A 26,250-nucleotide genomic window follows, 5' to 3' on the forward strand; every position below is an offset into this window, starting at 1 on the left:
CCGATCAACCGCACGCATCGGGCATCGAATATCTGCCCAATACCATCGTCAAATCGGTGAAGCTACTGGTAGCCGGCAGTTTCGGGGTCGGCAAGACAACGTTCGTCGGCAGTGTTTCGGAGATCAAGCCGTTGCGCACCGAGGAAACCATCACCGAAGCCAGTGTCGGCGTCGATGATCTGGCCGGCCTCCGGAACAAGACGACCACGACGGTCGCCATGGATTTCGGCCGCATCACGCTCAATCCGCAATTGGCCCTGTACCTCTTCGGCACTCCCGGCCAGCAGCGCTTCGTCCCGCTGTGGGAGGAACTGGCACTGGGCGCACTCGGCGCGCTGGTGCTGGTGGATACCCGGCGCATAGAACAGTCCGACGAGGTGCTCTCGGTGCTGGAACAGCGCGGGGTGCCCTACGCGGTGGCGGTCAATCAATTCGAAGGCGCACAGCGTTTTCCGCTCGCCGAGGTGCGCGATGCGCTCGATCTCGCCGAGGACACTCCCCTGACCGCCCTGGATGCTCGCGATCGCCGCACCTGTGTGGAGTCGCTCATCACTCTCGTCGAATACCTGTTCCACTCGCGTCAGGAGTCACGCATTTGACCACTTCGACCGGCCCGGCGCCGCTCGTCGACGGTACCCGCTTCGCGCTGTACGACCCGGAGTTCGCCGCTGATCCGCACCGCTGGTATCGCGAAATGCGCGGTAGCTTCGGCTCTCTGGTGCCGGTGGAGCTCGCACCGGGAATCACCGCGACCCTGGTGATCGGCTATCACGACGCGGTGCGGATTCTCAACGATCCCGAGCACTTCCCCGCTGATCCACGTATCTGGCAGCAGGACATTCCGGCCGACTGCCCCGTCAAGCCGATGATGGAGTGGTACCCCAATGTCCTGCGCAATGCCGGTGCGGCGCACTGGCGTTACCGCCAGGCCAATGTCAGCGCGGTGGACGGGGTGGATCTGCACGGCCTGCACGCCATCGTCGAGCGCGAGGCGATCCCGCTGATCAATACCTTCTGCGCCACCGGTACAGCCGAGTTGATCAGCCAGTACGCCTTCCCGCTCGTGTTCGCCGGCCTGAACGAAATGCTCGGCTGCCCACCGGAAATCGGGCAGCGAGTGGCGGCGGGTATGGCGGCGCTGTTCGACTCGGTGGACGAGAACGCCGAACTCGGCATGCAGACGCTCAGCGGCGCGCTGCTCGAGCTGATCGATCTCAAGCGCCGCGAACCCGGCAACGACATGGTGACCCGGCTGCTGCAGCACGATGCCGGTCTCGACGATACCGAGATGCTGGCGAACATCATCAGCATCTACGGCGCGGGCCTGGAGCCGCAGCAGAACCTGATCATCAACACGCTGCGCCTGATCCTCACCGATGATCGCTTCGCCGGTGACGTGCTCGGCGGAAGTCTCTCCACGCGTGACGCTTTGGACGAGGTGCTGTTCAACGATCCGCCCATGGCGAACTTCGCGATCTCCTATCCGCGTCAGCCGATGCTGGTCGGCGATACGTGGCTGCCCGCGCATCAGCCGGTCGTCATCAGTCTCGCCGGATGCAACAACGATCCCGCCATCGCGGGCGGCGAGCGCATCGGAAATCGCTCTCATCTGGCCTGGAGCCTGGGCGCGCACGCCTGCCCGGCGAAATCGGTGGCCTCACTGGTCGCCCAGGAGGCCATCGATCAGTTGCTCGATGCGCTCCCCGAGTTGCGCTTGGCCGTTCCGGTTGATGAATTGTCTTGGCGGCCCGGACCTTTCCACCGGGCGCTGGCGGGTTTGCCGGTCACTTTTCCGGCCTGCCCGCCGTTGAACGTCAAGTAGGAGAACAACGTAGTGACGATCGAACCCCTGGCGCTGGATCTGACCGGTGTCGACATTCAAGGCGAGAACGCTCGCATCCGTGCGCGCGGACCGGTGACCCTGGTCGAGCTCATGGGCGTGCCCGCCTGGTCGGTGACCGATGCCGATGTTCTCCGGCGCCTGCTGGCCGATCCACGCGTGTCCAAGGATCCGGCGCAGCATTGGGCGGCGTTCATCAACGGCGAGGTCACCCCGGAGTGGCCGCTGTTCCCGTGGGTGGCGGCGACCAATATGTTCACCGCGTACGGCGCCGATCACCGCCGCCTGCGCAAGCTGGTCTCCCCCGCGTTCACCAATCGCCGCACGCTGGCGCTGCGCCCCCGCATCGAGGAGCTGGTGAATACGCTGCTGGACCGGCTCGCCGAGACGCCGGCGGGTGACATCGCGGATTTGCGTGAGGGTTTCGCGTATCCGGTGCCGATTCAGGTGCTCACCGAGTTGATGGGCGTGCCCGAGGATCGCGAGCCGGCGCTGCGGATCTGCGTGGCGCGGTTCTTCGACACCGAGATCACGCCCGAGGCGGCGGGCGCGAACTACGTCGAAATGTTCGGGCTCATCGAGGATCTCGTCGCGCACAAGCGCGAGAATCCCGGTGACGACATGATCAGCGTGCTGATCGCCACCCGCGACGAGGACGGCGAGCGGCTGACCGAGAAGGAGATGGTCGATACGCTCATGCTCGTCATCAATGCCGGGCACGAGACCACGGTGAATCTGCTGGACCAGGCGATCTACTCGCTGCTCACGCATCCGGATCAGCTGGCCGCGGTGCTGGACGGCACGGTGAGCTGGGATGCGGTGATCGAGGAGACGCTGCGCTACGAGTCGCCGGTCGCGCACCTGCCGCTGCGCTATGCGGTGGAGGACATCGAGATCGACGGTGTCCGGATCGCCAAGGGCGAGGCCATTCTCGCCTCCTACGCCGCGGCGGGCCGCGATCCGAAGGTGCACGGCGAGAGCGCCGATACGTTCGACATCACCCGGGTGAACAAGGATCACCTGGCCTTCGGACACGGTGCGCACCACTGCATCGGCGCGCCGCTGGCTCGCCTGGAGGCGGCCATCGCGCTGCCCGCGCTCTTCGCGCGCTTTCCGGAGCTGCGCTTCGCCACCGATCCGGCCGAACTGGCCCCGGTGATCGGGTTCATCTCCAACGGGCACCGCGAACTGCCCGTGCGCCTGACCGCGAACTGACGCGCACGTTCGGTCGCTGACGCAACTCGGGCCCGGCAACCTGCCGGGCCCGAGTCGTCCGCGCGGGTGGCGCGTCAGGCCACGAAGAGCTTCCCGATGAGGGAGTTCACGGCCGAGACGAGGTCACCGATGAAATTCGGAATCATGTTCTGCTCCTTCACGACGAGGGGTACGGGTACGAACGGCGTGGCCCGGCGATGGCGACATCACCGGACCGACTGTTTCCTATTCGTTGCCGAACGCAGGAAGGATGTCGGTCGGTTCGCGTGCCCGGTGTGCTAACCGACGCCGCTGGTCAGCGAGGTTTCGGATTACCAGCGTGGCGTCGCCGCGCCGATGGCACGATTTCGACCATGACCGCGGACTACTACGACCTCGGGAACTATTCGCGACCGGTGACCACCGCCGCCCCGGGCGCGCAGCTCTGGTTCGATCGCGGGCTGGTGTGGACCTACGCCTTCAATCACGAAGAGGCCGTGCGCTGTTTCGAGCGCGCCCTCGAGCACGATCCCGGCTGCGCGATGGCGTACTGGGGTATCGCCTACGCGTCCGGCCCCAACTACAACAAGCCGTGGGATTTCTTCGACGAGAAGGAGCTGGCCGATACGGTCGAGCGCACGCACGCCGCGGCCCAGCGCGCGGTCGCGCTGGCCGCGGGGGCCGCGCCGGTGGAACGCGCGCTCATCGGCGCGCTGGCCGCACGCTATCCGAGCAGCACTCCCGAGGGCGATGCCGCGGTGTGGAATCTCGGCTACACCGAGGCCATGCGCGCCGTATACCGGGAATTCCCGGACGATCTCGATGTGGCGGCGCTGTTCGCGGACGCGCTGATGAATCTGACGCCGTGGGGACTGTGGGTACCGGACGACGGCGGGGACTCGCACGCCCTGGTGGCCGGCGCGAACACGCAGGAGGCCGGGGCAGCCCTGGACGCGGTGCTCGCGACCGCGGCCGGGCACACCCATCCCGGCGCACTGCACCTGTACCTGCACCTGATGGAGATGTCGCCGACGCCCGAAGCCGCACTCACGGTGGCGGATCGGCTGCGCGGGCTGGTGCCCGATGCCGGGCACCTCGAGCACATGCCCTCGCACCTGTACGTGCTGTGCGGCGACTACCGGGCCGTGGTCGCGGCGAACGCGTCCGCCTATCGCGCGGACGAGAAATACGTGCGCGCGGCCGGGGCGATCAATTTCTACACCCTCTACCGCGCGCACAATCTGCACTTCGAGATCTACGGCGCGATGTTCCTGGGGCAGTCGGAGACCGCGCTGGCGGCGGTAGGCCGTCTCGAGGACGCGATTCCCGAGGAATTGCTGCTGGTGCAGTCACCGCCCATGGCGGACTGGCTCGAAGGCTTCCTGGCGATGCGCGTGCACGTGCTGATTCGTTTCGGCCGCTGGGAGCGCCTGCTCGACCTGCCCCTGCCCACCGATCCGGACCTGTACTGCGTGACGACCGCGATGCTGCACTACAGCAAGGGCATCGCGTACGCGGCCACCGGCGATCTGCCCGCCGCCCTGGATCAGCAGCGGCACCTGCGCGCGGCGACCGCCCGCGTCCCCGCCACCCGCACGCTGTTCAACAACACCTGCCTGGATCTGCTCGGCATCGCCGCCGCCATGCTCGAAGGCGAACTCCGGTACCGGGAAGGCGACTACGACAGCGCTTTCCGGGCGCTGCGCCGATCCGTCGAGCTCGACGACGGCCTGCCCTACGACGAGCCCTGGGGCTGGATGCAGCCCACCCGGCACGCCTACGGCGCGCTGCTGCTGGAACAGGATCGGGTAGCCGAGGCCGAGGCCGTCTACCGCGCCGACCTCGGGCTGGACGACACCCTGCCCCGCGCCTGTCAGCACCCCGGCAATGTCTGGAGTCTGCACGGCTATCACGAATGCCTCACCCGGCTCGGCAAATCCGGCGAGGCGCGGATCATCGGCCGGCAGTTGCAATTGGCCGCCGCGGTGGCGGACATCCCCATCGGGGCGTCCTGTTTCTGCCGGACCGCGGGCCCGGCCGAACCCTGCTGCCCGGCCTAGCCGGCCGGGACCGCCGCTACCGCTTGCTCAGTGCCGCTTCGGCAGTGGTGAGCGGGCGCAGCAGCAGCTTCGCCGCACCGGAGAAGACTCGCTGATAGCTCGGCCCCAGCACGCGCACGGCGAGATCGACCACGTGCGCGTCCAGGCCGATGAGTACGCGCCCCTGCTCGCCGGTGACCCCGCGCAGGATGGTCCGCGCGGCCGATTCGGCGGTGGTGTGGGTCAGGAAGCGGTCGAACAGCTCCTGCATGCCGTCCATCTTCGCGCCGGTGCTGGCCGTGGCGTTGTTCACGATGTTGGTCTTGATCCCGCCCGGGTGCACGCAGGTGACCCCGACCGGCGCGCCGGCCATCAGCATCTCCTGCCGGAGTGCCTCGGTGAAGCCGCGCACCGCGAATTTGGCGGCGTTGTACGAACTCTGGGACGGCACCCCGAAGAGCCCGAAGATGCTGGAGATATTGACGACGTGTCCGTCACCCGAGGAGATCAGGTGCGGGAGAAAGGCTTTCGTGCCGTTCACCACGCCCCAGAAGTCGACGTCCATGACCTTCTCGATATCGACGAACGGGCTCTCCTGCACCGTGCCGAAGATCGTGATCCCGGCATTGTTGATCACCAGGTTCACCGTGCCGAAGTGCTCGGCGACCGCGTCGGCGTAGATCAGCACGGCCTCGCGGTCGCGCACGTCCAGGCGCTGCGAATGCGGGGCGCTCCCCCGTGCCCGGCACAGCTCCGCGGTCTCGGCGAGCCCCGCTGTGTCGACGTCGCTGATCGCCACCCGCGCGCCCCGCCGGGTCAATTCGAGCGCGAGCGCCCGGCCGATTCCCGACGCCGCACCGGTGACGACGGCGACCTTGCCTTCGAGTGACTTCATACCCGAAGCCTAAATACCAGTCGAGTGACTTACAAGTCCCGCGACTGGAAAAGCTACACTCGGCCGGATGAGCACTCCCGCGCGAACCCAGGCCGAGCGCCGGGCGGCGACCGTCACGGCGCTGCTGGACGCGACGATCGAGAGCCTGGGCGAGGTCGGCTACTACGCCACCACCACGCGCGGGGTCGCCGAACGGGCCGGGGTCAGTCAGGGCGCGCAGCAGCACTACTTCCCCACCAAGGCCGATCTGGTCGACGCCGCGATCGGCCGGCTGCTCGAACAGCTCGCGGCCGGGTTCGGCGTCGAGCCGGACGCGCCCACCGAGCTGGCTCGCGCGCGGATTCTGCTGGATCAGCTCTGGGCGACCCACCAACTGCCCATCGCGCCAACGGTCTTCGAGGTCTTCAACGCCGCCCGGACCGATCCGGATATCGCCGCCCGCGTCAAGGAACTGCTCGGGCACGCCATGGCCGCCGTCGAAGTGAGTGCGGCGGCGCATCTTCCGACCTACAGCGCCCTGCCCGGCTTCCGCGACTTCCTTCTCACGGCGGTGGCGGCCATGCGCGGCACGGTGGTGGTGTCCGCGATCGCGGGCACCCAGGGACTGTCCCCGGCCTGGCCGGTGCTCCGCGAACAGCTGCTGACGAATCTCACCGCACTGGCCTCGGCCGACCCCAAGGCCCGCCGCGCTCGATGAGTGCGGCGGGCGGGTGAGGTGGTGCGTGGGGTGTTATGCCGCCGCGGCGGATTTCAGGGCGCGCAGCGCCTCGTCAGGATCCTCGATGTCGATGACCAGGCGGGTGAACTCGTTGCCCGCCAGGTCGATGCGCAGGGCATGACCGCCGAACAGGGTGTCCCAGAACTCCTTGCGGCCCTTGCCGCGGAAGGTGCCCGCGGCGATCACGCCGGGGAAGAAGGCGCCGACGCGGAACCACGGGGGCCGCATGTCGACGCCGGCCAGGGCTATCGAGGTGATCTGTGAGAGATCGAAGGTGACCTCTTCACGGAGCGCGAGTACGCGGTGGGCTCCGGTTACATGGACAGTCACGGTGGTTCCGGTGAGTTCCAGCTCGACCATGTCGCAACCTCTTTCGCCGACGTCTTCAACCTCCCTCCACACTGCCGTGCCGTCCTTGTCATAGCCTGAGCGTTTCCTAGGAGTTCTCTCAGGTTCGCTGCGAATTCGGGCAAATCCACCGTCAGAACGCCCGAATCATGGTCATCGGCCGCGGATAACGCGGTGACGCCCGGGCGTGTTCACCCGCGGCGCCCGGCCCCGGATTCGAGCGCGGAATCCACCTCTGCCTGCGGCAACGGCGCGCCGCCCAACTGCCGCAACAGATCCGCGGTGGTCTCGACGGTGCCGCAGCGGCGGGCCACGTAGTTCAGTGCCATGAGGTGTTCGTCACGGCTGAAATCGGCGGTCGCGTCCAATGCCAGGAAAGGGCGCACATCGGTCATGAAAGCCTCGGCGGCACTGAGCATGCAGCCCATGTGGGTGTAGACGCCGGTGATCATGAGATGGTCGCGGTGGTAGTAGCCGAGCAGTTCACGCAGGTCGGTGCGCTGGAACGCGGAGTACCGCCATTTGGTGACCTGGATGTCGCGCGGGTCCGGCGGCAGTTCGGCCACGACCTCGGTGTCGGGACCGTCGGTCATGCCGCTGCCCCAGAAGTCGGCGAGAATGCCGCGCCGCGAGGGATGTTGGTCGCCCGGTTGCATGGTGTAGACCACCGGAATGCCGAGTTCGTGACAGCGCCTGCGCAGCGTGTCGATATTGCGCACGAGGGTGCTGGCCGGTTCCTGTTCGGCGTCGTAGGCCGAGAGGAAGTACTGCTGCATGTCGTGGATGAGCAGGGCGGAGCGAGCCGGATCGAGCAGCCAGTCCACCTGGTTGGGGACCACCTCGTCGGCGGTGGGCATGGCATAGGACGCGATCGGGGGGATGGGCAAGACAGCCTCCGGGTCGTCGGGTGCGTGCGTGCTTCGTGCGGGGATGCGCCGATCAGGCGACGGACAGGGGCAGATCCGCGATGCCGAGCGGGCCCAGGATGCGACCGAATTTGCCGGTGGTCTCGGCCAATTCGGCGGCCGGATCCGATTCGGCGACGATGCCGCCGCCCGCGTGCGCGAGCAGGCTGCGCCCGTCCGCGGCCAGTTCCGCGCAGCGGATGCTGACCATCCACTCGCCGTCACCGGCGGCGTCGCACCAGCCCAGCGTGCCCGCGTAGAAGCCGCGATCACCTTCGAGTTCGGCGATGAGGCGGGCGGCGGGTTCGGTGGGGGTGCCGCAGATGGCGGGGGTGGGATGCAGGGCGGCGGCCAGCTCCAGCGCGGAGGGACCGTCGGCGGGGACGGTGGCGGTGATCGGGGTGCCCAGGTGCCACATCTCGGGGGTGCCGGTCAGCTCCGGCGTCTCGGGGGTGTGCACGGCGGTGCAGCGATCGCGCAGGACGCCGCCGACCTGATCGACCACGTACCGGTGCTCGTGCCGGTCCTTCGACGAGGCGAGCAGGGTGTCGGCCGCGAGCCGATCGGCGTCCGGATCGCCCGCGCGCCGGGCGGATCCGGCCAGCGGATGACTGAGAACGGTGTCCCCGATGCGCTCGATGAGCACCTCCGGGCTCGACCCCACCAGGTGTCTACCGCGATAGGCGACGCCCGCCGCGGTGAGATCGACCAGGAAGCCGTTGCCCACCGGGTCGGTCGACACCAGCAGATCCAGCAGTTCGGCGGGCGTGATCGCGCGGTCCGCTCGGGCGCGAATCGCCCTGGCCAGCACCACCTTCGACAGCGGATGCGCGGGATCGGCGAGCAGCCGGATCGCGGCGGCGACGTTGCGCATGTGGGCTTCGGGTGAGGGGAAGGCGGCGTCGATCTCGAAGTCCGGCAGGGCATTCGGGGCGCTCGCCGGATACGGGGCCGCGGTGATCGAGATCGATTCCGGGGCGAACAGCGCCGCGGGCGCGCCGGGCGCGAAGGGCAGTGCGCCCACGACGTGGCTCACCTCTCCCGCACGCAGCGCAGCCGCCGCGTCCGTCGCCGTGGAGAACACCCGGCCGACGCCGTGCGCGATCACCGTGCGATGCGGTCTGGCCAGCACAAAGGCGGGCTCCGAAGCTGAGATGGCAGAAATGGCAATCATCCTCTCGAATCACATGTCGAGCGTGGCTCCGCCGTCGACCCGCAGGTCGTGCATGGTGATGTGACGGGCGTCGTCGGAGACCAGAAAGCGGACCGCCGCGGCGATATCGGCGGGTGCGGCGATGCGCCGCAGGGGAATTCCGAGGCGGTAGACCTCGGGATCGCCGTCGAGCAGACTCGCTCGGGCGGCAGTGCTCAGGGGGGACGGGCCACTCAGGGGGGACGGATCGCCGGGGTCCGCCGGATCGTGTGATTCACCCGGGTACAGCCCGCGCAGCATGTCGGTGTCGGTGGAACCGGGCGACACCAGATTCACCCGGACCCCGTGCGGAGCGACCTGCAGGGCCAGCGCCCGGGTGAAGGCGGTGGCCGCGGCCTTGGACGCGCAGTAGGCGGCCATGCCCGAACGCGGGGTGCTCGCGGCGTTGGACGACACGACCACGATGGATCCGCGCCCGGCGGCGACCATCTCGCGAGCCGCGCGCTGGGTGACGTGCATGGTGCCACCGGCGTTGACCGCGAGCGAGCGCTCCCAGTCCCGCGGGGAGATCTCCAGCGCGGATCCGGCGTGCATGACGCCCGCGGCGTGCACGACCACGTCGGGCACACCGAATTCGGCGATGAGCCGATCGAAGGCCGCGGTCACCGCCGCGCGATCGGTGACGTCGATCCGCGCGGATTGCACCCGGACCTCGTGCGCGGCCGCGAGGTCTTCGGCGATCTCGTGTACGCGCGCGTCGCGATCCCACAGCGAGACGGCCCGGGACCCGGGCGCGAGCGCGGTCGCCACGGCCGCCCCGATACCCGCCGCGGCGCCGGTGACCACGACCAATCGTGCACCCGATTCGATCATGAACATAAGGTTAGCCTAACCTGATAAGAATGTGGGGCGCTCGTTTTCCGGTGCGCTCGGGCCTGCCCGGCGCACCGCCCGTTCTTCCCGAAAAGAGGTGCACCACAATGCCATCGACCGTGCTCAACGGCTTCACCCCGTGGCCGGCAGCCGCCGCGGAACGGCACCGGGAACAGGGTTGCTGGACCGGCGAGACCTTCGGCGACATGCTCTCCGCCCGCGCCGCGGCCACCCCGGCGGCCACGGCCGTGATCGACGACGCCCACCGCTGGACCTACGCCGAACTCGACCGTCGCTCGCGCGCACTGGCCACGGGTCTGGGGCGGCTCGGAATCGGCCGGGACGACCGGGTTCTCGTGCAACTGCCCAATCGCGCCGAGTTCGTCGAGGTGATCTTCGCGCTGTTCCGGCTCGGCGCGCTGCCGGTGTTCTGCCTGCCCGCGCATCGCCGGGCGGAGCTGGCGCCCATCGCGACCGCGAGCGGCGCGACCGCCATGATCACGGTCGGCGTTCATCAGCGTTTCGACCATGCGGCACTGGCGAATTCGATTCGCGCGGAGGTCCATGCGCTGCGCCACGTCCTCGCGATCACCGATGACGCGCGGGCCCTGCCCGAAGGCGTCCTGGATCTCGCCGACTTCCGGGACGAGCCGGGACCGCTGCCCGTGCTCGACGCGAGCGCGGTCGCCTTCCTGCAACTCTCCGGCGGCAGCACCGGGATCCCCAAACTCATCCCGCGCACCCACGACGACTACCTGTACAGCGTGCGGCGCAGCGCGCAGATCTGCGAACTCGACGCGGGCGCCGTCTATCTCGCGACGCTGCCGGTGGCGCACAACTTCCCGATGAGTTCGCCCGGCATCCTGGGCGCGCTGTGGGCGGGCGGCACGGTGGCCATGACCCCGGACCCCACCCCGGCGACCGCGTTCGCGGCCATCGAGCGATTCGGGGTGACCATCACCGGACTGGTGCCGCCGCTGGCGCGGCTGTGGGTGGAGCGGGCCGAAGCCGGTGCGACGCCGAATCTTTCGACGCTGAAGGTGGTGCAGGTCGGCGGCGCGCGGTGCCAGGAGGAACTGGCCCGGCGTATCGGGCCCGCGCTGGGCGCGACGCTGCAGCAGGTTTTCGGCATGGCCGAAGGCCTGGTCTGCTACACCCGGCTGGACGATCCGGTCGAGGTGGTGGTGGCCACCCAGGGCCGTCCGATGTCGGAGTTCGACGAGTTGCGGGTGGTGGACGAGTCCGGGGCCGACGTGCCCGCGGGCACGGACGGGAACCTGATCACCCGGGGCCCCTATACGATTCGCGGCTACTTCGACAACGCCGAGGCCAATGCCCGCGGCTTCACCCCCGACGGCTGGTACCGCACCGGCGATGTGGTGCGGCTGCGGCCCGACGGAAACATCGTCGTGCAGGGCCGGGCCGGGGACTGGGTGAACCGGGGCGGGGAGAAGGTCTCGGCCGAAGAGCTGGAGGCGCACCTGCTGGAGCACCCCGACATCCGCGAGGCCGTGATCATCGGGACACCCGATCCCGTACTGGGACAGCGGATCTGCGCGTTCGTGCAGCCCGCGGACCCCGCGCGCAGGCCGTCGCTGCTTTCGGTGCGATCGTTCGTACGCCTGCGGGGTGTCGCGGCGTGGAAGATGCCCGACGACGTGGTGGTGATCGAGGACTTCCCCGAAACCGGGGTGGGCAAGACCAGCCGCAAGGAGTTGCGGCGGCTGGTCGCAGAGGGGGCACGGGGGCGGTGAGCCGGGCGGTGACGCGGCCCGGCCCGGGCAATCGCCGGGGCCGACCGCGTCACCCACGGTCACGACAGCGCTTCGAACCAGGAGCCGAGCACCGGATCCGAAGCGAGCGTAGGGAAGTCGATGTGCGCGTGCCCGGCCGCGCGCCACTTCTCCACCAGCGCCATGATGCGCACCGAATCCAGGCCCGCGTCCAGGAGATTGGTCTCCGCGGTCAGTTCGGCGGGGTCGATCCCCAATACCGTTGCCACGTCGTCGATCACGCGCAGGCGCAGGGCGGTCGTCTCGTTGGTCATGCTCACTCGTCCCGGTCGTAGTCGGCGACGCCGCGCTTCCAATAGCCGGCGATGAGAAAGTCCTTCGGCCCCACGTTCAATTCGGTGCGCACCCAGCGGCGCAGCGGGCGCAGCACGCCCGACTCACCCGCGAGCCAGACGTACACCCGCTGTCCGGCGGGCACTTCCACGGTGCGCACCGCCTGTTCCAGGGCGTCACCGGTGCCCGGTTCGGCCGCGCCGCGGTGCACCCAGCACACGCGTACGCCCGCCGGCGCGGTCAGCGGAATCTCCTCGTCGGGACCGGTCACCTCGATGAACGCCCAGCCGGTCGCCGCGGCCGGCAGCCATTCGAGCCAGCGGGCGATGGCGGGCAGCGCGGTGATGTCACCGGCGAACAGGTAGGCGTCGTAGGTCTTGGGCACCACGACGCCGCCGGGCGGGCCGGCGATGTGCATCGGGGTACCCGGGGCGGCGGTCAGCGCCCACTCCGAGGCCAGACCGTCGCGGTGGATGGCGAAGTCGATGTCCAGTTCCCGGTCCGCGGCGCTGAAGCGGCGCACCGTGTACTCGCGGGACACCGGGCGCGGACTACCCCATTCCAGGGACAGCCCGTCCCTGCTCGGCAGGCGCAGCACGCCTTCCTCGTCCGGAAACACCAGGCGCACGTGCTCATCGGGCACGTAGCTGTGGAAGCCGGCGAGATCCTCGCCGCCGAAGGTGATCCGGACCAGTCCCGCGCCCAGCGGCGCGGTGCGCAGGACCCGCACCGCGCACAGGCCGATCGGGTAGCCGACCTTGGCTCCGTGTGCGCCCGCGAGCACCTCGTCGATGCGTTCGGCGTAGGCGGCTCGATCCATCAGCGCGTCTCCTTTCCCAACAGGGGCGCGGCGGCCAGGGCCGTGACCGCGCCGAGTACCAGTACGACGAGCCCGTAGACCACGAGAGCGGTTCCGGGCGTCCAGAATTGGCCCGCCACCCCGGCCACCATGGACCCGACGGCGGTGCCGGTGACGGCCTGCACCATGAGCAGGCCGGACAGTCGCCCGCGCAGCTCGTCCGGCGCGTGCTGCTGCAGCACGGTGAAGCGCAGCACGATGCCGATCGCGCGGGCCATGCCGAAGCCCGCGAGTCCGAGGAAGACGCCCGCGGCGTGCGGGATCAACCCGGCGGCGATGACCCCGAGGGGCATGAGCGCCAGCGTGATCAGCAACCCGCGGCCGGGACTGCGGGTGCGGCCCATCCAGCCGCTGGTCAGCGAGCCGAGCACCGCGCCCGCACCCGGAGCGGCATACAGGATGCCCAGGGTCGTCGTGCTCGCGCCGAGTTCGTCATGCACCAGTGCGGGCAGCAGAACCAGCGGACCGCTCACCAGCATGGCGATCACGCCGGTGAGCAGCGTGGCTCGAATAACACTGTGCCGCAGCGCGAAACGAATGCCCTCGCCGAGTTCGCGCAGCGGATTGCTCGTGGCCCGGGCCGGGACCGGCTGCGGGCCGATGGCTCGGATCAGGGTGACGGTGGCCACGGTCGCCGCGGCCGTGAGGAAGTAGGCCGGGCCGACACCGGCCTGGGCGATGAGCACACCGGCCAGCGCGGGGGTGATCATGGTGCCCAGATCGGTCGTGAGCGCGGTGAGCGCGCCGGCGGCCGCCATCTTCTCCCGGCCGACGAGCGCGGGAACGAGTGCCATGAGCGCGGATCCACTCACCCCGCCCGCCAGGCCGTCCAGCACGCCCGCGGCGTAGATGACGCCCAGCAGCGGGTGGGGCAGCAGCGCGTTCACACCGAGCGCCACGAAGCCGACGCCCGCCGCGGTGCGGGCCCAGCCGATGGTGTCGCGCCGGTCGTACCGGTCCGCGATCACCCCGCCCGCCAGGCTTCCGGCGAACAGCGCGACCGCGGTGACCGTGGTGACGCCGGCGACGTGCAGCGAGGATCCGGTGAGCTGATAGACCTGCACGGGCAGGGCCACCATGAGCAGTCCGATCCCGAGCACCGATATCAGCCGGGCCGCGAAGGCGCAGCGGAATTCCCGGCTCGCCCGCAGCGGCGAGAGATCGATGAGCAGGCCGCCGACGGCTGTCACTTGAAGGTCGCTCCCAGCAGATCGAGGGTGCTCATGGCGTTGCGGTAGTCGGGCCGCTGGGCGGTGGCGGGCAGATCGAAGACCTTGCCGGCCTTGAAGGACGGCAGCTTCGAGAGCATCGGGTCATCCCCGAGCTGGGCGATGGTGCGCCCGCCCTCGAGCTGCACGACGAACAGCACCGGCGCGTCCACGACGGTGGTGGTCACCTCGGGGCTGAAGGACACCCAGTCGGCGGCGGCGGGGCGGGAGGGGTTGCCCGCCTTGGCTTCCACCTTGTCGTCCATGGTGAAACCGACGGCGCTGAGCAGCGAGGCGATCGGGGTGCCGGGGGCGATGACGGACGGCTTCTGATCCTTGCGGGACTGGAACACCGCGACCGCGCCCCGGGGCACCTTGATGGTGGACTTCACCTGCGCGACCTTGTCGTTGTACGAGGTGATCAGGGCATCGACCTTGTCCGCCTGGTTGACGGCGTTCGCGACGGCCTTCAGGTGGTCCTGCCAGTTGGTGCTGTTGGAGGGGATCAACACGGTGGGCGCGATGGCCGCGAGCTTGTCGTAGGCGTCGATGGACTGCTGGCCCGGGTAGCCCTGGCCGCCGCCGATGATGAGGTCCGGCTGTTGTGCGGCAATGAATTCCAGGTTGATGTTGTCGCCGGAGGGCAGCACCTCGGTGCCCTGCTGCTTCGCGTCCGCGGACCACGCGGCCGGGAATTCACCGGCTTTCAGGGTCACCCCGAGCACGCGCGGGTCGGCGGCCTTCACCTTCGCGCCGAGGTCGTAGAGGTAACCGGCGAGCGAGCCGTTGACCACCACGATGCGCTGGGGGTCGGCGGGCACGGTGATCGTGCCCTTGTCGGTCTGCACCTCCCGGGTGCCGGCGTCGCTCGCGCCGTCGGAGCCGGAGCTACAGCCCGCGACCAGCGCGACCAGCGCCAGGACGAGCAGGGCGACGGCGGCGCGGAAGCGGGCCGTCATGCGGTACAGCGTCATCGATGGAAGTTCTTTCTGCTCTGGGGGGATGGGGACTCGGGGATGGATTCAGCGTCGAAGCGCCGGAGCGGCGTCGAGCAGCGCGGCGACCTCGGCCCACCCGGCGGGGGACACGATGTCGAAGTGCGAATAGGGCAGGCGGCGCACGGTGACGTGCGCGCCGCTGTCCCGCCAGCCGGCGATCTGGGCGTCGGTGCGGGCGGGCTCGGACCCGGTGTCCGCCGCGTACAGGGCCATCGGGCCGCCGTAGTGCGGGGCGGTGGATCGGGTGACCATGCCGAGCAGCCCGGTGGCGGCGGTGCGGATGGCCCGTGTGAGTTCCGGTGCGTCCTCGGGCAGTTCGGGAAGCAGCCGATCCAGCTCGTCCGGATCCGCCAGTGCGCGGGTGGCCTGGTCGACCAGGTTCGCCAGCGGATGGGAGTCGATCAGACCGACGTAGGCGATGGTCTCCCCCGCCTGCTCGAGCAACGCGGCGACGGCGTGCGCGATGACGCCGCCGAGGGAGTAGCCCAGCAGGTGGTAGGGCCCGTGCGGCTGGATGCGGCGGATGGATGCGAGATAGTGCCGGGCCAGATCGTCGAGGGTGCCCACCTGGAACCGGTTGTCCCGCAGCGCCGGTGACTGCACACCGATGATCGGGCGGTCGCCCCGCAGCAGCCGGGCCAGTGGCCCGAACTGCCAGGCGGTGCCGCCCACGGGGTGTATGCAGAACAGCGGCGCGGCCCCGCCGTCCCGGCGCAGCTCGAGCACGTGGTCGAGGCGGCTGCCGAGCATTGCGAGACCGGCGTCGGCGGATGTCGGTGTGACACCACGTGGCTCGTCGTCGGGCGCAGCCCCGTGAGATCCGTTGTGCGGCTGCGTAAATGACGCGGAATGCAGCGCATCACCGATTTCCCGGTCGTTCTCACCCGGCCCGTTCCGGCCCGCGAGCAACGCCGCCAGTGCGCGGGCGGTCGGGGCCGCGAAGATGTCGTCGAGAACGACGTCCAGCCCCGAGCGCCGGAGTCTGCCCGTCAGCCGGACGGCGGTGAGCGAATGTCCGCCGACAGCGAAGAAGTCCGCGTCCGGCGCCAGGTCGGGGACCGAGAGCACAGCCGCCATGGCGGCGCTGATGACAGCGGGGCTCGGCGAGGCAGCCGATCCCGGTGCGACCGGCCCGCGGGCGGGCGAGTCGGCTGAGAACGTCCGAGTGCTGGTGACCGGAGGGCCGTCGGCAGGCCGGCCGGCGGGAAGCGCGCTGTCGGGCCGCGTGAGACTCGACTCCGCTGGGCGGGACCGCGCGCCCGCCGACCGGAAGCCGGCCCGCGCGACGACACCGGCCGCGCCGGGCATGGCCGGTCGGCCCGAACGTGAATCGTCCGGCCCGGAAATGGCGGCGGCAAAGGAGCCGGAGGCCGCATCGGGCTCCAGTGCAATCGAATTCGGCGTCGCATCGGCCGGCCGCCGGGTCGGGGTCGAGTCCGTCGGTTCCGAGGCCGGGCGCGGGCCGGCCGAGACGTTCGGTGCGGGCAGGGCCTTGCGGTCGATCTTCTCGCTGGCGGTCCGGGGGATCTTGTCCAGGACGACGAACGCCGCGGGGACCATGTAGGCGGGGATCGCGGCGCGCAGGCCGGCGGTCACCTCGCCGGTGTCGAGAGTTGTCGCCGCGGCGGGGATCAGGTAGGCGACCAGGCGTTGGTCGCCGGGGGTGTCCTCGCGGAGCAGGACCACGGCCTGGGCCACCCCGGGGCAGCGCAGGAGGGCGGACTCGATATCGCCGAGTTCTATGCGCTGGCCGCGGAGTTTGATCTGGGTGTCGACCCGGCCGAGGTAGTCGAGTTCGCCGTGCGGGCCCCATTTCACCAGATCGCCGGTGCGGTACATGCGTTCGCCGGCGCCGCCGGGATCGGCGACGAACGTCGTCGCGGTCAGGCCGGGGCGGGCGAGGTAGCCGCGGGCCAATTGCACACCGGTGAGGTAGAGATCGCCGAGGGTGTTCGGCGGGACCGGACGGAGCGTCTCGTCGAGGACGCGGACCCCGGCCCCGGTCGCCGGGAGACCGATGGGGACGGAATCGGTGTCGGCGTCGGTGGTTTCGTGATGGGTGATGCAGACGGCGGCCTCGGTGGGACCGTACAGGTTGAACACGCGGGTGCCGGTCAGCTCACGCATGCGGTGGGCGGTGGCGGGCGGGAGCGCTTCGCCGCCGGTCCAGACGCTGCGCAGCGCTGTCGCGCCGGACAGGTCGGCTTCCTCGCTCAGCACCGTGAGCATGGAGGTCGTCATCTGAATGGCGTTCACCCGTTCATCGCGAATGAGTCCGGCCTGGTAGTACGGGTCGCGGTGCCCGTCGGGGCGGGTCAGCACGATGCGCGCACCCACGAGCAGGGGGAGGTAGAGCTCGAGGAGCGAGGCGTCGAACGTGGGCGGGGTCCGGTACAGGACGGTGTCGCCCGCGCCGAAACGCTGCTGGCGCTGCAACCATTCGAAGGTGTTCACGATGGCGGCATGGCTGACGGTGACGCCCTTGGGCACCCCGGTGGAGCCCGAGGTGAACAGCAGGTAGGCGGCATTGCCGGCGTGCAGCGGGGCGAGCCGGTCGGCATCGGTGATCGGGGTGGCGGAGAATCCGGTGGTGTCGACGGTGTCCAGGTCGGTGACCGGGGCCCGCTCGGTGGTGAAGCCGTCCGCGGCGCGGGTGAGAACCAGTGCCGGAGCGGCGGTTTCGAGCACGCGATCCAGTCGGTCGGCCGGTTGTGTGTGGTCGATCGGCAGGTAGACCCCGCCGGAGCGGCTGATGGCGTGCGCGGCGATCACCGAATCGATGCCGCGTTCCATGGCGACCACGACGACCGTCTCGGGGGCGATGCCACGCGAGATGAGCCAGCGCGCCGCGCGATTGACCCTGGCGTGGAACTCGCCGTAGTTCAGGGTGAGTTCCCCGGCCGTCACGGCCGGGGCGTTCGGATCGAGCGGGGTCGTGGATTCCCAGCAGGCCAGGGTCGAGCCGCGGGTGTCCCGGGCGGGGGCGGCTTCCAGGATCGAGGCGACCGTCGGGGCGGGATCCGCGACCAGGGCGGCGAGCATATCGCCGAGCCTGCGCGCCAGATGGGTTGCCAGGGATCCGGGTACCGCCGCGGGATCGTGGTGCAGCATCAGGTCGAAGCCGTCACCGGGCAGCGCGGTCACGATCACGGGGTAGTGCGTGAGGCTGTGCACGGCGACGTCGGCGACCCGCAGATCGTGGTATTCCGGCTGGCGCAGACCGGTTTTCGGGAAGTTCTGGAAGACCACGAGGCTGTCGAAGAGCTGCCCGAGCCCGGCGGCGCGCTCGAGGGTGGCCAGGCCGAGATGGCCCAGGGCCTGCATATCGAAGCTGTCCCGCTGGAACTCCGCGAGCTGATCGACGGGCGGCCGATCCGAATCCCAGTGCAGCCGAACCGGAACCGTGTTGCTGAACAGCCCGACGGTGGACTCGACACGCGGCAGCTCCGCCGGTCGGCCCGACACCACGGTGCCGAACACCACGTCGTTGCGGCCCAGCTGCTCGGCCAGGGTCAGGGCCCACGCCGCTTGCAGCAGGGTGTTCATGGTCAGTCCGCGCTCGCGACCGAGCACGTTCAGGGCCGAGGACAGATTGTCCGGCAGCGGAACTCGCAGGGCCACCGCCGCCGAGCGCTGTCCCGCACGACCGAGCAGCGACGGCTCTTCCAAGCCGTCCAGATAGGCGCGCCACCGTTCGATCGCCCCGGCGGCGTCGCGGGCGGTGAGCCAAGCCAGGTAGTCGCCGTAATAGCCCGGCGTGGCGAGTCTTTCACCACTCGAGGCGGTGACGCCCGAGTGATACAGCGTGAGCGCCTCGCGCAGCATGATCGGAACCGACCAGCCGTCCGCGAGCAGATGATGGGCGGTGAGGATCAGCCGGTGCGAGGAGTCGGTCAGCTGGATCAGCAGCACCCGCAGCAGCGGCGGCCGTGCGATATCGAAAGGTTCGGCTCCGGCCCGGTGTGCGAGTCGAGCGGCTTCAGCCTCGGCTGCATCGGGGGTCAGGCTACGCAGATCCGCTGTACGCCAACGTAGCTGCGGATGCACGGGCACCACCTGCACCGGCTGATCGAACCGTTCGTAGCAGAAGGCCGCACCCAGGTTCGGATGCCGCTCGACCACCCGCGCGAACGCCGCCGCCAGCCGTTCCGGATCGGCCGGTCCAGTCAGATCGAACCGCGCCGTCATGGTGTAGACGTCCGCTTCCCCGTCCCGCAGCGCGTGATAGAGCAGCCCTTCCTGAAGCGGCGACAGCGGCAGCACGTCGGCGATCGGCCCGTACTCGGCGGTCAGCTCGTCGATGTGCCGCTGCGACAGCGCAATCGAGGCGGAAGGGCCATCTCCCACCCACCCGGCGGCGAGGTCGCGCACGGCCCTTTCGCGACGGTCCGGATCCACGTCAGATCCCGCAACCGATTCCATTCCCGTCCGAAAGTGGACATTCCCCTGCTCCGATGGCCGCGACGACGCGAATGACGCGATGTACTTCCGCCGCACCGAACTCGGCTGCGGCGAAATGGAAGTCGACGCGCCGGCGCCTCGTGGCGAAACTTCCGCGTCAGCCGCCGTCGCCGACCGCGCCAGCTCGCCCAGACCGCGCCGGGTCAGCAGTTCCTGCGGGGTCAGCAGTAGTCCGCGATCACGCAGGCGACTACTGACGGTGATCGCGGTGATGCTGTCGCCGCCGACCCCGAAGAAGTCGTCGTCCACGCCGACCGCGTCGTGGCCCAGTGCGGCGGAGACGATCTCGCATATCGCGATCTCCGCCGGGGTGGTGGCCGAGCGCCCGGCCGCGAGCGAATCCGGGTCCGGCAACGCGGCGCGATCCACCTTGCCGTTGACGGTGAACGGCAGCTCGCTGAGCACGACGACCCGCGCGGGCACCAGGTGATCCGGCACCGAATCGGCCAGCCGCGAACGTAGTTCGAGCACGTCCGGCTCGCCGGGCCGCACCGGCACCACGTAGCCGATGAGCATGGCCCGGCCCGCGATCTCTCGAATATCCGCGGCGGCCGCCCGCACCTGCGGCAGCGCGCCGAGCGCGGCTTCGACCTCGCCCAGCTCGACCCGGTGCCCACGGATCTTGACCTGATTGTCGACCCGGCCCAGGTATTCGTAACCCCGCCCGGCGACCCAGCGCGCCCGGTCACCGGTGCGATACATGCGCGCACCCGGCGGCCCGAACGGGTCGGGCACGAACCGTTCGGCCGTGGCCCCCGGCCGCCCGAGGTAGCCGCGCGCGACGTTCGCCCCCGCGAGGTACAACTCCCCCGCCCGCGCATCGTCGACAAGTTGTAAACCGTTGTCGAGCAGATAGATTCGTGCGCCAGTCAGCGGTTGCCCGATGACGGGCGCGTCCTCGGTCACCGCCGCGCGCGTGGCGTCCACCGCGCCCTCGGTCGGCCCGTACAGGTTGACGGCGTTCAACCCATCCGCCTGGATCCCGCGCCACAACTCCGGCGGGCACCCCTCGCCCCCGAGCGCCACCAGCCGCGGCGCGACATCCGCGAGCCCGTGCTCGAGCAACGCCCCGACGAACCCCGGGGTCCCGTCCACGACGTCGATCCCGTCCCGCTCGAATGCCGCGACCAGCTCGACAGGATCCTTCCGAATCACGCTGTCGTACAACCGAACCCGATGCCCGTCCACAAGCCACAGCAGCGGATCCAGCGCGGCGTCGAACGCGAACGAGGTGGTGTGCGCGACCCGCAGCGGTCGGTCACACCCCCGCGCGGCCGCGAACATCCCGCCCCGATGCGCCGCGAGTAGATTGGCCAGCGCCCCGTGCTCGACCAGCACGCCCTTGGGCCGCCCGGTGGACCCGGACGTATAGATCAGATACGCACCCTGATTCGGCGCGATCACCACCTGGTCATCGCCGGCGCCGGGATAGCGCGCCAACTCGGCGGCGAACGTCGGATCGTCGAGAACGAGCACCGTCGGGCTCGACCCCGCGGTCCCGCGTGCGCTCGGCACAGCGACCTTCGAATCCACCGGCGAATCACCGTCCCCGACCGCGGCATCCGCCGAGCACGCTCCGCTCACCGCGGAGTCCGAGCCCGCCGCGTCCGCGCCGTCGACTACCCGCGCCGCACCGACGGAGACGATGAACGACACGGAATCGACCGATACCACGTCGCGTTCCGGCGTTGTCGAGGCCGAAGCGCTTCGCCCGTCCGCCCCGAGCGCTGACTCGGCGGCTGTCGCGGCCGTGCCCAGCACCAGCAGTGGTGCGGCGTCGGCGATCAGCTCGCGGCGGCGAGCGGCCGGGTACTCCGGGTCGAGGGGGAGGTAGGTGCCGCCCGAGCGCCAGATGGCGAAGAGGGCCACCACGAAATCAGCGGTGCGCGGGAGGGCGACGCCCACTACCACTTCGGGGCCCGCGCCGTGGGCGCGCAAGAGGTTGGAGAGTCGGGCGACGCGATCGCCGAATTCCGCTGCGGTCCAGCGCACTTCGTCGTCTTCGAGAACAACCGCGCCGGGGTGGGTGGCGACCAGGCGCGTGAGGGCCGCGGGGACCGATTCGGGCGAGGTGGCGGGACCCGGGGTGGATCGCGCCGCCAGCAGGTCGGCGCGCCGCCGGGGAGTCAGCAGTTCCAGAGCTCCGACCGGCGGCTTCTCCGGACCCGTGAAAGCGTCCAGCACCCGGCGCAGACCGTCCAGGCGAGCGCGGACGGCGGCCGGATCATTGGTTCGCGCATCGGATTCGAAGCCGAGCAACAGGGCGCCGCCGGGCAGCGGGGTCACGGTCAGGCCGAGGTCTTCGGGCGGGCCGCCGGCCACGTTGCGCAGCACGCCCTGCGCACCGTCGAAGTCCAGGGCGAAGTCGAAGACCTTGAGGTTGACCCCGACCCCGTGCAGCAGTTCGCCCGCACCGTGACCGTGGAAATCGCGGGCCAGATCGTCTCCGCTGTAGCGCTGATGCACGCGTACCTCGCGCATGGTGGCCGCGACCCGCGGGCCGAGGTCGTCGAGTCGATCGCCCGCGCCGACCCGAATCCGCAGCGGCAGCACGTTGACCGCCATCGCCGGGGTGGTCAGGGCCGCGCGGCCGACACGCCCCATGAGCAGCATGGAGATCACCACGTCGGCGGCGCCCAGGTGCCGGTTCAGGAACGCGGCGTAGGCGGCGACGAACACGTCGGCCCAGGTGATTCCGTAGCGCTCGGCGCAGTCACGCAGTGCGGCAAGGGTTTCGGCCGGGAGCACGGCTTCCGCGCGCACCGTGCGCTCCACCGCGCCGCCGACGTGCGTGCCGCGCCCGTCCAGATCGGGCCAGGGCGTCAACTGCGCGCGCCAGAACTCGCGGTCCCGCGCGAACTGTTCGCCGGCGCGATACTCCCGCTCCTCGGCGACGAGGGCGTCGATCGTTCCGAAAGTGTTTCCGGGCGCGTCCGTTCCACGCCGCAGCGCCGTGTAGTGCGCCGCGACCCGGCGCGAGAGCAGCGCCGCGCTGTACCCGTCCACGATCAGGTGGTGGTACAGCTGCACGCACCACACGACGGTCTCGCTCAGCCGGATGATCGTGTAGTTGTACAGCTGCCGGTCCACCATGCCCCGGCAGTGTTCGGCGGCCCGGTGCCGTTCCAGCGCCACCGCCTCGTGCGCCAGGGCCTGCGGATCCGCCGCGGCGCGCAGGTCGATCATCGGCCGCAGCTCGGCCGCGGCCGCGGCGACGAATTGCCGCGGTCCGTCGGGGGTGTCGCGGAATCGCAGCCGCATGTTCTCGGCCTCGGCAACCGTTCGGCGAATGGCTTCTGCCAGCGCATCCACCCCGATCGGCGCGGTTCCGGATATCTCCAGCACCTCACCGACCAGGTAGCGGCCCGACTCGGGATCGAAGTGCTGTGCGTTCCAGATGCCCAGCTGTGGTCCGGTCAACGGCAACACGGCAACTCCCCTCACCTACAACGAGATTCGAATTCGGTGGCGCGCGAATCCGGTCCCACCGGAGACGCCGACGCAGCAGAACGTAGGTTAGCCTAAGTTTACTTAGCGTGGGGAACCTTCGATTTGCGCCGGTCAGCGCCTCATCCGGTCTGCGCGGCGTTCTCCGCCAACGGGATCACCAGTGGCGCACCGGTTTCCGGATCATCGATGATCCGGCAGCCGAGCGCGAAGACCTCACGCACCAGGCCGGCGGTCACGATGCGCCGCGGCGATCCCGCGGCGACCACCGCCCCGTCCTTCATGGCGATCAGGTGATCGGCATATCGGAACGCGTGATTCAGGTCGTGCAGCACGGCGACCACGGTCCGCCCCGACTCTCGATTGAGCTTTCGGCACAGATCCAGCAACTGAATCTGGTGCGCGATATCGAGATAGGTCGTCGGCTCGTCGAGCAGTACCACGGGCGTGTCCTGAGCCAGCACCATGGCGATCCACACCCGCTGCCGCTGCCCACCGGACAACTCGTCCACGGCCCGCGCGGACAGCTCGCTCACCCCGGTCGCGGCCATCGCGGCGGCCACCGCCTCCTCATCGGCCCGCGACCACTGCCGCAGCAGCGACTGGTGCGGATACCGCCCGCGCGCCACCAGATCCGCCACCCGAATACCCTCGGGCGCGATGGAAGTCTGCGGCAGCAAGCCGATCCGGCGCGCGACCTCCTTGGCCGGGTACGAGGTGATCGCCCTGCCGTCCAGCAGCACCGCGCCGCTCTCGGGCGCGAGCAGCCGGGCCAGCGCGCGCAGCAGGGTCGACTTGCCGCAGGCGTTCGGCCCGATGATCACCGTGAACGCCCCGTCCGGAATGTCCACCGAGAGTTGATCGCTGATCGTGCGCCCCCGATAGCCCAGGCGCACCCGGTCCGCGCGCAATCGCGCGCCGTCACCGGATTCGGCCGCTGCGGCCTGTTTTTCGAGCATCGTCCCGTCCTCCTAAGTCCGCCGGGCCTCGGCCAGCAGCAGATACACCAGATACAGCCCGCCGATCGAGACGGTGACCACGCCGACCGGCAGCGGGGTGGGCGCGAACAAGCGCTGTGCGATCCAGTCGCAGGTCACCAGCAACAGCGACCCCATGGCGGCGGCCGGGGCGAGCGCGGTCGACGGGGTGCGCGCGAGCCGGCGACCCAATTGCGGTGCGGCCAGCGCCACGAACGCGATGGGCCCGGCGACGGCGGTCGCCACGGCGGTGAGCGCCACGCTCAGCACGATGAGCAGCATGCGGGCCCGCCCCACCCGGACGCCGAACGAACTGGCCTGATCGTCACCGAGTTCGAGCACCGGCAGCCACCGCACCACCGGACCGAGCGCGAGCGCGAGCACCGCGAGAATGAGCAGCGCGGGCGCAACCTGCGGCCAGGACAACCCGTTCAGCGAGCCCGCGCCCCAGGCCGCGGCCGACATGGCTGCGTGCAGGTCGGCCCGCAGAATCAGCCAGGTGTTGACCGCCGCGAGCATGGCGCTCACCCCGATACCGACGATGATCAGCCGAAAGCCGGACACGTTGTGCCGGAAGGCCAGCAGCTGAATGGCGAGCGCGGTGGCCAGACCACCGACGAAAGCCCCGGTGGCGGTCTGGAATCCGCTGCCGCCCAGGGTCAGCATGACGATCAGCGCCCCGGTGTACGCGCCGGTGTTGAAGCCGACGATATCGGGACTGCCCAGCGGATTCCGGGTCACCGATTGCAGGATCGCGCCGCTCACCCCGAGCGCCGCGCCCAGGACCAGCGCCAGGATGACGCGCGGAAAACGCCACTCCCACACCACGAGCCGGTCGAAGCGGTGATCACCGACGAACAGCGCCCGCACCACCCGGTCGGGCGCGATGGCGTAGTCGCCGGTACCCAGCGCCACCACGCCCATGAGCAGGGCCGCGCACACCAGGGCCGCACACACGACCGTGGTGCGCGTACCGACCCGCACGGTGATCCGCCGGGTGCGCACGATCAACAGCGATCGGCCGAAGTCGACGGTCGAACTCATGCGGCGCCCACCCGGGCCCGGCGCGCCAGCCAGATCAGCACGGGCGCGCCCAGGAACGCGGTGACCAGTCCGGCGGGCACCTCGTCGGGCCGGATGAGCAGGCGGCCCAGCACATCCGAGCCCAGCACCAGGATCGGCGCGAACAGCATGGAGTAGGCGATGATCCAGCGCTGATCCGGGCCGACCAGCCAGCGCGCGATATGCGGCACCGCCAGCCCGATGAAGGTGATGGGACCGACCGCGGCGGTCGCGGTGCCGCACAGCAGGGTGAGCGCGGTCGCGGTGATCAGCCGGGTGCTGCCCACGTGCACGCCCAGCGCGTGCGCCAGATCCTCACCGAGGGCGAGGGCGTTGAGCGAGCGGGCGGCGAACACCGCCAGCACCAGCCCGATCCCGATGAAGGGCGCGGCCCCGGCGATGACGTCGTAGCCGCGCCCGGTGAGCGATCCCGAATCCCAGTCCCGCATTTCCTCGAAGGCGCTGGCGTTCAACAGGATCAAACCCTTGGTCAACCCGGTCAGCACCGCGGTGACCGCGACCCCGGCCAGGGTCAGCCGAATCGGATCCGCGCCCTGTCTACCCGCGGTGCCGAGCCGGTAAACCATGAGAGATACCACCGCGGCCCCCGCGAAGCCGAACCAGACGTACGCGGTGATCTCGGTCGCACCGAGAAAAGCGACGGCGAGCGCGATGGCGAAAGCCGCTCCGGCATTGATGCCCAACAGGCCCGGATCAGCCAGGGGATTGCGGGTCAGACCCTGCATGAGGCATCCCGCGACCCCGAGCGCGAGGCCCGCCAGCAGGCCGAGCAGGGTGCGCGGCACCCGGTAGCCGGTGATGATCAGATGGTCCGGCGATCCGTCGTCCTGCCACAGTGCCTGCCATACCTCGCCGGCCGGAATCGATTTGGCGCCGATCAGCAGGCTGAGCAGGCACGCGGCCGCCAGCATCGCCATCGTCAGCAGCCAGCCCGGCCAGTACCGGGACCGTGCGCGCGGGCTTTCGTCCATGTATTCGTTCTCTCCGGGTGTTCGTGAGGGACGGTAACGAAGGTCTTGAAAGGTAAGGCTTGCCTACCCTAGTGTGTGAACCGTCCGATTCACAGCAACTGCTCAGGAAATTCGCAGCAGGCGCGAGTGTTGAGATCCGGTCGGACAATCTCGAAATATCTAGCCCCGCAACGCAATCGAACGCGTCCGTGCAGGGGCTCGACCGAGCACGCCCT

Annotated in this window: 19 protein-coding genes; 6 read left to right on the forward strand and 13 right to left on the reverse strand. The window is 69.9% G+C overall.

The features are described 5' to 3' along the window. The first annotated feature begins 44 nt into the window (after positions 1 to 44). From ACFVBH_RS39830 to ACFVBH_RS39845, 4 genes are all read left to right on the forward strand, one after another. Positions 45 to 599, forward strand: a complete 555-nt coding sequence (locus ACFVBH_RS39830; protein WP_354987978.1) for an ATP/GTP-binding protein — start codon at positions 45 to 47, stop codon at positions 597 to 599. Beyond that, positions 596 to 1,822, forward strand: a complete 1,227-nt coding sequence (locus ACFVBH_RS39835) for a cytochrome P450 (protein WP_379011906.1) — start codon at positions 596 to 598, stop codon at positions 1,820 to 1,822. The genes ACFVBH_RS39830 and ACFVBH_RS39835 overlap by 4 nt, the downstream gene beginning before the upstream one ends. A gap of 12 nt (positions 1,823 to 1,834) precedes the next feature. Then, on the forward strand, positions 1,835 to 3,055 hold the full coding sequence (locus tag ACFVBH_RS39840) for a cytochrome P450 (protein ID WP_354987939.1): 1,221 nt from the start codon (positions 1,835 to 1,837) through the stop codon (positions 3,053 to 3,055). 353 nt (positions 3,056 to 3,408) lie between these two features. Beyond that, positions 3,409 to 5,094 carry a tetratricopeptide repeat protein gene (locus ACFVBH_RS39845; RefSeq protein ID WP_379011915.1) on the forward strand — a complete coding sequence of 562 codons (1,686 nt, stop codon included), beginning with the start codon at positions 3,409 to 3,411 and terminating at the stop codon, positions 5,092 to 5,094. 16 nt (positions 5,095 to 5,110) lie between these two features. Here ACFVBH_RS39845 and ACFVBH_RS39850 read toward each other — a convergent pair whose 3' ends face one another. Further along, positions 5,111 to 5,968, reverse strand: a complete 858-nt coding sequence (locus ACFVBH_RS39850) for an SDR family NAD(P)-dependent oxidoreductase (protein WP_379011922.1) — start codon at positions 5,966 to 5,968, stop codon at positions 5,111 to 5,113. Between the two features lie 67 nt (positions 5,969 to 6,035). Here ACFVBH_RS39850 and ACFVBH_RS39855 point away from each other — a divergent pair, with 67 nt between their 5' ends. After that, positions 6,036 to 6,665, forward strand: coding sequence for a TetR/AcrR family transcriptional regulator (locus tag ACFVBH_RS39855; protein ID WP_379011926.1), 630 nt, complete (start codon positions 6,036 to 6,038; stop codon positions 6,663 to 6,665). 33 nt (positions 6,666 to 6,698) lie between these two features. Here ACFVBH_RS39855 and ACFVBH_RS39860 read toward each other — a convergent pair whose 3' ends face one another. The 4 genes from ACFVBH_RS39860 to ACFVBH_RS39875 form a co-directional block, all read right to left on the reverse strand. Next, entirely contained in the window at positions 6,699 to 7,046 is a 348-nt protein-coding gene (locus ACFVBH_RS39860) for a hypothetical protein (protein WP_379011932.1), read from the reverse strand. 179 nt (positions 7,047 to 7,225) lie between these two features. Further along, entirely contained in the window at positions 7,226 to 7,921 is a 696-nt protein-coding gene (locus ACFVBH_RS39865) for an isochorismatase family protein (RefSeq protein WP_379011938.1), read from the reverse strand. Between the two features lie 52 nt (positions 7,922 to 7,973). After that, entirely contained in the window at positions 7,974 to 9,113 is a 1,140-nt protein-coding gene (locus ACFVBH_RS39870) for an isochorismate synthase MenF (protein ID WP_379011943.1), read from the reverse strand. A 9-nt stretch (positions 9,114 to 9,122) separates the two neighbouring features. Beyond that, positions 9,123 to 9,971, reverse strand: coding sequence for an SDR family oxidoreductase (locus ACFVBH_RS39875; RefSeq protein ID WP_379011947.1), 849 nt, complete (start codon positions 9,969 to 9,971; stop codon positions 9,123 to 9,125). 101 nt (positions 9,972 to 10,072) lie between these two features. Here ACFVBH_RS39875 and ACFVBH_RS39880 point away from each other — a divergent pair, with 101 nt between their 5' ends. Then, on the forward strand, positions 10,073 to 11,719 hold the full coding sequence (locus ACFVBH_RS39880; RefSeq protein WP_379011951.1) for a (2,3-dihydroxybenzoyl)adenylate synthase: 1,647 nt from the start codon (positions 10,073 to 10,075) through the stop codon (positions 11,717 to 11,719). A gap of 59 nt (positions 11,720 to 11,778) precedes the next feature. On the opposite strand, the gene ACFVBH_RS39885 is transcribed toward ACFVBH_RS39880, so the two are convergent. The 8 genes from ACFVBH_RS39885 to ACFVBH_RS39920 all read right to left on the reverse strand — a co-directional run bounded on the left by ACFVBH_RS39885 (position 11,779) and on the right by ACFVBH_RS39920 (position 26,035). Continuing rightward, positions 11,779 to 12,012, reverse strand: a complete 234-nt coding sequence (locus tag ACFVBH_RS39885; RefSeq protein WP_354987948.1) for a phosphopantetheine-binding protein — start codon at positions 12,010 to 12,012, stop codon at positions 11,779 to 11,781. Positions 12,013 to 12,014: 2 nt separating this feature from the next. Further along, positions 12,015 to 12,851, reverse strand: coding sequence for a siderophore-interacting protein (locus ACFVBH_RS39890; RefSeq protein WP_379011959.1), 837 nt, complete (start codon positions 12,849 to 12,851; stop codon positions 12,015 to 12,017). Next, complete coding sequence (entS, locus tag ACFVBH_RS39895) at positions 12,851 to 14,080, reverse strand: enterobactin transporter EntS (RefSeq protein WP_379011968.1); 1,230 nt, start codon at positions 14,078 to 14,080, stop codon at positions 12,851 to 12,853. Before entS ends, ACFVBH_RS39890 begins: the two co-directional genes overlap by 1 nt. After that, entirely contained in the window at positions 14,077 to 15,072 is a 996-nt protein-coding gene (locus ACFVBH_RS39900; RefSeq protein WP_379011977.1) for an ABC transporter substrate-binding protein, read from the reverse strand. The genes entS and ACFVBH_RS39900 overlap by 4 nt, the downstream gene beginning before the upstream one ends. A gap of 48 nt (positions 15,073 to 15,120) precedes the next feature. Continuing rightward, positions 15,121 to 22,986 carry an amino acid adenylation domain-containing protein gene (locus tag ACFVBH_RS39905; RefSeq protein ID WP_379011986.1) on the reverse strand — a complete coding sequence of 2,622 codons (7,866 nt, stop codon included), beginning with the start codon at positions 22,984 to 22,986 and terminating at the stop codon, positions 15,121 to 15,123. 140 nt (positions 22,987 to 23,126) lie between these two features. Further along, positions 23,127 to 23,963, reverse strand: a complete 837-nt coding sequence (locus ACFVBH_RS39910) for an ABC transporter ATP-binding protein (RefSeq protein WP_379011996.1) — start codon at positions 23,961 to 23,963, stop codon at positions 23,127 to 23,129. Positions 23,964 to 23,975: 12 nt separating this feature from the next. Then, positions 23,976 to 25,025 carry a FecCD family ABC transporter permease gene (locus tag ACFVBH_RS39915; RefSeq protein WP_379012001.1) on the reverse strand — a complete coding sequence of 350 codons (1,050 nt, stop codon included), beginning with the start codon at positions 25,023 to 25,025 and terminating at the stop codon, positions 23,976 to 23,978. Beyond that, positions 25,022 to 26,035: a FecCD family ABC transporter permease gene (locus tag ACFVBH_RS39920; RefSeq protein ID WP_379012008.1), complete on the reverse strand. Its 1,014-nt coding sequence runs from the start codon at positions 26,033 to 26,035 to the stop codon at positions 25,022 to 25,024. The genes ACFVBH_RS39915 and ACFVBH_RS39920 overlap by 4 nt, the downstream gene beginning before the upstream one ends. Positions 26,036 to 26,250: the final 215 nt, after the last annotated feature.

This window comes from Nocardia sp. NPDC057668 (assembly GCF_042799795.1).
Lineage (GTDB): Bacteria > Actinomycetota > Actinomycetes > Mycobacteriales > Mycobacteriaceae > Nocardia.

Coding starts and splice junctions, on each gene's coding strand:
- ACFVBH_RS39910 (WP_379011996.1), bottom strand. CDS start 23,963: ATGCTCGAAAAACAGGCCGCAGCGGCCGAATCCGGTGACGGCGCGCGA.
- ACFVBH_RS39860 (WP_379011932.1), bottom strand. CDS start 7,046: ATGGTCGAGCTGGAACTCACCGGAACCACCGTGACTGTCCATGTAACC.
- ACFVBH_RS39855 (WP_379011926.1), top strand. CDS start 6,036: ATGAGCACTCCCGCGCGAACCCAGGCCGAGCGCCGGGCGGCGACCGTC.
- ACFVBH_RS39845 (WP_379011915.1), top strand. CDS start 3,409: ATGACCGCGGACTACTACGACCTCGGGAACTATTCGCGACCGGTGACC.
- ACFVBH_RS39900 (WP_379011977.1), bottom strand. CDS start 15,072: ATGACGCTGTACCGCATGACGGCCCGCTTCCGCGCCGCCGTCGCCCTG.
- ACFVBH_RS39850 (WP_379011922.1), bottom strand. CDS start 5,968: ATGAAGTCACTCGAAGGCAAGGTCGCCGTCGTCACCGGTGCGGCGTCG.
- ACFVBH_RS39870 (WP_379011943.1), bottom strand. CDS start 9,113: ATGATTGCCATTTCTGCCATCTCAGCTTCGGAGCCCGCCTTTGTGCTG.
- ACFVBH_RS39875 (WP_379011947.1), bottom strand. CDS start 9,971: ATGTTCATGATCGAATCGGGTGCACGATTGGTCGTGGTCACCGGCGCC.
- ACFVBH_RS39880 (WP_379011951.1), top strand. CDS start 10,073: ATGCCATCGACCGTGCTCAACGGCTTCACCCCGTGGCCGGCAGCCGCC.
- ACFVBH_RS39890 (WP_379011959.1), bottom strand. CDS start 12,851: ATGGATCGAGCCGCCTACGCCGAACGCATCGACGAGGTGCTCGCGGGC.
- ACFVBH_RS39885 (WP_354987948.1), bottom strand. CDS start 12,012: ATGACCAACGAGACGACCGCCCTGCGCCTGCGCGTGATCGACGACGTG.
- ACFVBH_RS39920 (WP_379012008.1), bottom strand. CDS start 26,035: ATGGACGAAAGCCCGCGCGCACGGTCCCGGTACTGGCCGGGCTGGCTG.
- ACFVBH_RS39915 (WP_379012001.1), bottom strand. CDS start 25,025: ATGAGTTCGACCGTCGACTTCGGCCGATCGCTGTTGATCGTGCGCACC.